This window comes from Halolamina salina (genome assembly GCF_042678005.1).
Classification (GTDB): Archaea; Halobacteriota; Halobacteria; order Halobacteriales; family Haloferacaceae; genus Halolamina; species Halolamina salina.
On record NZ_JBHUDH010000014.1, the window covers coordinates 1 to 4474 of the forward strand.

Annotated in this window: 5 protein-coding genes; 2 read left to right on the top strand and 3 right to left on the bottom strand. The window is 70.6% G+C overall.

Annotated elements, in window-relative coordinates; translation table 11 throughout:
* Window positions 1-146: 146 nt before the first annotated feature.
* Together ACFR9S_RS02000 and ACFR9S_RS02005 are read left to right on the top strand one after the other, a co-directional pair.
* Window positions 147-281 (top strand): HVO_2523 family zinc finger protein, encoded by a 135-nt coding sequence (locus ACFR9S_RS02000; RefSeq protein ID WP_379732852.1) that lies wholly within the window; start codon window positions 147-149, stop codon window positions 279-281.
* 97 nt (window positions 282-378) lie between these two features.
* Window positions 379-1332 carry a phytoene/squalene synthase family protein gene (locus ACFR9S_RS02005; protein ID WP_379732854.1) on the top strand — a complete coding sequence of 318 codons (954 nt, stop codon included), beginning with the start codon at window positions 379-381 and terminating at the stop codon, window positions 1330-1332.
* On the opposite strand, the gene cruF is transcribed toward ACFR9S_RS02005, so the two are convergent.
* The 3 genes from cruF to ACFR9S_RS02020 form a co-directional block, all read right to left on the bottom strand.
* Window positions 1329-2183, bottom strand: coding sequence for a bisanhydrobacterioruberin hydratase (gene cruF, locus ACFR9S_RS02010; RefSeq protein ID WP_379817960.1), 855 nt, complete (start codon window positions 2181-2183; stop codon window positions 1329-1331). The two genes, ACFR9S_RS02005 and cruF, sit on opposite strands and share 4 nt — an antisense overlap.
* Window positions 2180-3016 carry a prenyltransferase gene (locus ACFR9S_RS02015; protein WP_379817961.1) on the bottom strand — a complete coding sequence of 279 codons (837 nt, stop codon included), beginning with the start codon at window positions 3014-3016 and terminating at the stop codon, window positions 2180-2182. The genes cruF and ACFR9S_RS02015 overlap by 4 nt, the downstream gene beginning before the upstream one ends.
* Window positions 3016-4474: phytoene desaturase family protein (locus tag ACFR9S_RS02020; protein WP_379817962.1), on the bottom strand; the 1459-nt coding region annotated here is incomplete at its 5' end. The genes ACFR9S_RS02015 and ACFR9S_RS02020, both read right to left, overlap by 1 nt.

The following is a 4474-nucleotide window of genomic DNA, read 5'->3' on the forward strand; positions in this document are numbered from 1 at the left end:
CGCTCGCGAGCACGCCGATGGCGGCGTCGAGGGACTGCTGCCGGTTCGGACGGTACATGTCCGTGTGGTGGTGTCCCACGCGGGAAAGCGTTCCTCCGCCGGCACCGCTCGTAACTGCTTTCTCGCCGGCGCTCTCACTCCCGCCCGTGAGCGACACGGAGGAGTCCACGGCGCCCGGTCGCCCCTGCCCGCACTGCGGGGAGACGATGGTTCACCGCCACTGCGAGTACGTCTGCCCGCAGCACGGGGTCGTGTTCGACTGCGCGGACACGTTCTACTGAGTTCCGTGCCACGGGGCCGCACAGTTAAGCCGCTCCGGGGCAATCGGTAGGGTACGCGATCGCTCTCGCCTACCGTCCCGGCGAGCGCCGCACCACTATGGTCGAACAACGACAGCTCGCCCGGAGCAAGCAGATCCACCGAGAGACGGGCAAAACGTTCTACGTCGCGACCCGCTTCCTCCCCGAACGGGTGCGCCACCCCACGTACGTACTGTACGCCTTCTTCCGCGTCGCCGACGAGGTAGTCGACGGCGACAACGACCTCGCGCCCGCAGAGCGGGCCGAGCGGCTGGAGTCGTTCCGCCGCGCGGCGCTCGGTGAGGAGCCGGCCGACGACCCCGTGCTCGCGGCGTTCTCGGAGATCCGCGAGGAGCACGACATCCCCGCGTCGGACGTGAACACGTTCGTCGACGCGATGGCGACCGACGTGGAGAAGGCCCGCTACGAGAGCTACGACGAGCTCCGGGCGTACATGGACGGCTCCGCGGCCGCGGTCGGCCGGATGATGACCGCCGTGATGGCGCCGGAACACGCCGAGGCGGCGCTCCCGGCGGCGACCGCGCTGGGCGAGGCGTTCCAGCTCACAAACTTCGTCCGGGACGTGCGCGAGGACGTACTCGAGCGCGACCGGATCTACCTCCCCGCCGAGACGCTCGACGCTCACGGGGCGAGCCACGAGCAGGTCGCCCGGCTGGAGTTCGACGAGGCCGTCGCCGGCGCGGTGCAGGCCGAACTCTCGCGGGCGGAGGCGCTGTACCGCGACGGCGTCGCCGGCATCGAACTGCTCCCGCGGGACTGCCAGTTCCCGGTGCTGCTCGCGGCGGTGCTGTACGTCGATCACCACCGGCTGATCCGGAAGCTCGACTACGACGTGGTGTCGACGACGCCCTCGCTGTCGACCCCCCGGAAGCTCTGGCTCGCCGCCCGGACGCGGCTGGCGTGGCAGCGAAACCCCGACCCCCTCGCCGTGTTCCGCACGGTGAGCGCGATCCCGACCGACGAGAGCTGTCACCGGCTCCACCGGCTGACCGGGCGGCTCCCGGTGCCTTAGCGCCCCGCCCGCCACGGCAGCATCCCCGCGTCGAACCGGTCGGTCCGGAGCAGCCCCGCGCCGATGACCGCGGCGACGAGCACGGGTAGCCAGTTCCCGTAGACGGCGTTCACGCCGCCCCACAGCAGCACGAAGCTCACCATGTCGTCCAGCGCGAACTCACAGGCCTCCAGCCGCGCGCCCAGCGCGGTGCGGTCGAACGTCGCGTCGAAGACGACCACCGCCACCGTCGCCGAGAGCACCCAGCCCGCGTAGTTCGACAGCGGGACGCCGTAGAAGACGCCGCCGCCGTACGTCCAGAACCCCAGCGCCACCGCGCCGGGGTCGAGCACCACGTCCATCGCGAGCACGAGCGCGATCACCGAGAGCAGTCTGGGGAGCGCACGATCCGCCAGCGTCCCCAGCAAGAGCAGACAGAGCAGGTACGCGTTCGCGACCAGCGGGAGGAAGAAGACCGGGAGCGCGACCGGGACGCCGCCGAGCATCGGCCCCAGCGAGACGCCGTACTCGAACTGGCCGTACGGCCAGCCCGTCGTGACGCCGACGATCTCGATGGCGTAGCTGTACGCCGCCAGCGCGCCCACGCCGAGCGCCGCCCGGCGGTCGACGACCGGGAGCACGCCGACGATCAGCGGCGAGCGCATCACGATCACGCCCGCCAGCACGAACAGGGGGTTGAACGCCAGCGGCTCGGGGAGCCACCCCTCCGCGCTCGCGATCAGCGAGACGGCGCCGACCGCCGGGAACACGACCGCGATCGTGAAGCGGTGCTCGCGGATCAGTTCCGAGAGCGCCGCCTCCCACGACCGGCGGTCCGCGGGGTCGTCGGGCAGCCACGCGGCGACGCTCACGCGAGCACCCCCGCGAGGCGGAGCAGCCCGCCCATCGTCAGCACCATCCCCACCACGCCGTTGACGATCGGGAACCACCAGTACGCTCGATCCACGTCGACGCCGGCGCCGACGGTCGCGAGCAGGAACAGCGGGTAGACCCCGAGCAGCGCGCCCAGCCGAACGTCGAGCAGGCCGAACGCGACCGCAGCGAGCGTCCAGCAGCCCCCGCAGTAGAGGTACGTTCGCTGTTCGCCCAACACGGTCGCCGTCGTCTCGATCCCCGCCGCGCGGTCCGGCTCGATGTCGGGGATCGCGGAGTAGGTGTGCATCGCCATCGTCCAGAGCCAGCCGCCGACGAGCGCCGGCGCGGGCGGGTGTGCGCCCGCGATCGCGGCGTAGGCGGCCGCGCCCGGGAGCAGGTAGAGCCCGTTCGAGAGCGAGTCGAACAGGGGCCGGGCTTTGAACCGCAGTGGCGGCGCGCTGTAAGCGGTCGCGAGCGCGAAGAACCCCGCGAGGTAGGGCCACGCGACCCGGGGCGTGAGCGGGAACAGCGCGAGGCCGACGACCCCCGAGAGCGCGACGACGGCCGTGACCGCGGGCGAGTCACGCCAGCGCGCCTCGGGGCCGTCGTCCTTCTTGGGGTTCTCGGCGTCGATTTCGCGGTCGAAGCGGTCGTTGACGCCGTAGAGGTAGATATTGGCGGGCAGCAGGAAGTAGAGGAAGAGGGCGGCGGGGAGGACGGCGAGCAGGTCGTCCACCGCGTCGGCGGCGTAGGCGACGCCGACGAGCACGGGGCCGGCGGTGTACAGCCAGAACCGCGGCCGCGAGAGCGTCAGCAGGTAGCGCAGCATCAGGCTTCGCGGTCGGCGATCGCCTCGGCGGTCAGTTGGCCGCTGATCAGACACATCGGGACGCCGATTCCGGGGGTGGTGTACGAGCCGGTGAAGTACAGCCCCGGCACCTCGCTGGAGGCGTGGGAGGGGCGCAGTAGCGCGGTCTGTTTCAGGGTGTGGGCCAGCCCGAGCGCCGACCCCTGCATCGAGTTGTAGCGCGCGCCGAACTCCGAGACAGAGAACGTCTCCTCGACGACGATGCGGTCCCGGAGGTCGGTGTCGGTGTTCGCGGCGATGTCGTCGAGCACCGTCTCACGGTACGCCTCCCTGGTTTCCTCGTCGTCGTCCAGCCCGGGCGCGATCGGGACGAGCGCGAAGAGGTTGCTGTGGCCCTCGGGTGCCACCGAGTCGTCGGTCTTCGACGGCGCACAGAGGTAGTACGCGGGGTCGTCGGGCCACGCCGGCTCGTCGAATATCGTCTCGAAGTGCTGGTCCCACTCCGTCGGGAGGACGAGCGTGTGGTGGGCCAGTTCGGGGAGGTCGCCCTCGACGCCCATGTAGAGGAGGAACGCGGAGGGAGCGTAGGTGCGCGAGTCCCAGTACGCCTCGTCGTACTGCCGCTTCCGTTCGGGCAGTAGTTCCTGCTCGGTGTGGGCGTAGTCGGCGTCGCTGACCACGAGGTCAGCCAGTTCGTAGCCGCCGGAGTCGACGCGCCAGCTTTCGTGCCGGTCGCTCGGCGCGAACTCGGCGGGGTCGGCGGCGTCGTAGTCGACCTTGAAGCCGCCGCGCTGGCCGTGGATCTGCTGGACGTCGGCGCCGGCGCGGTACTCGACGCCCAGTTCCGCGCCGAGGTCGACGAGGCCGTCGATCACCGCCGCGAGGCCGCCCTCGGGGTAGTAGACGCCGAGGTCGAAGTCGACGTGGCTCATGAGGTTGTACAGCGCGGGCGTGTTGTGCGGCGACCCCCCGAGGAACACGAGTGTGTACTGCATCACCTGCTGGAGCTTGGGGTGGTCGAAATACTCCTCGACGTGGTCCTGCATCGAGCCGAGCAGGGCGAGCCCGCGGGCCTGCTTCCCCACGTCGGGGTCGAGGTAGTCCCGCAGGCGCGGTCGGTCCTCGTAGACGAAGTGCTCCATCCCCACCTCGTAGGTGTACTCGGACTCGTCGAGGTACTCGCGGAGGGCGTCGCCGGCGCCGTCCTCGTACGCCTCGAAGCGCTCGACGTTCGTCTCCACGTCGGGTGCGAGGTCCAGCGAGTCGCCATCCTTCCACTGGATCCGGTAGTGGGGGTCGAGCCGGTTCAGCTCGTAGTAGTCGCTCACGTCCCGGTCGAACTGTGAGAAGAACCGCTCGAACACGTCGGGCATCAGGTACCACGACGGCCCCATGTCGAACCGGAAGCCGTCGCGTTCCATCACGCTCGCGCGGCCGCCGAGCTGCTCGTTGCGTTCGAGCAGCGTCACGTCGGCGCCG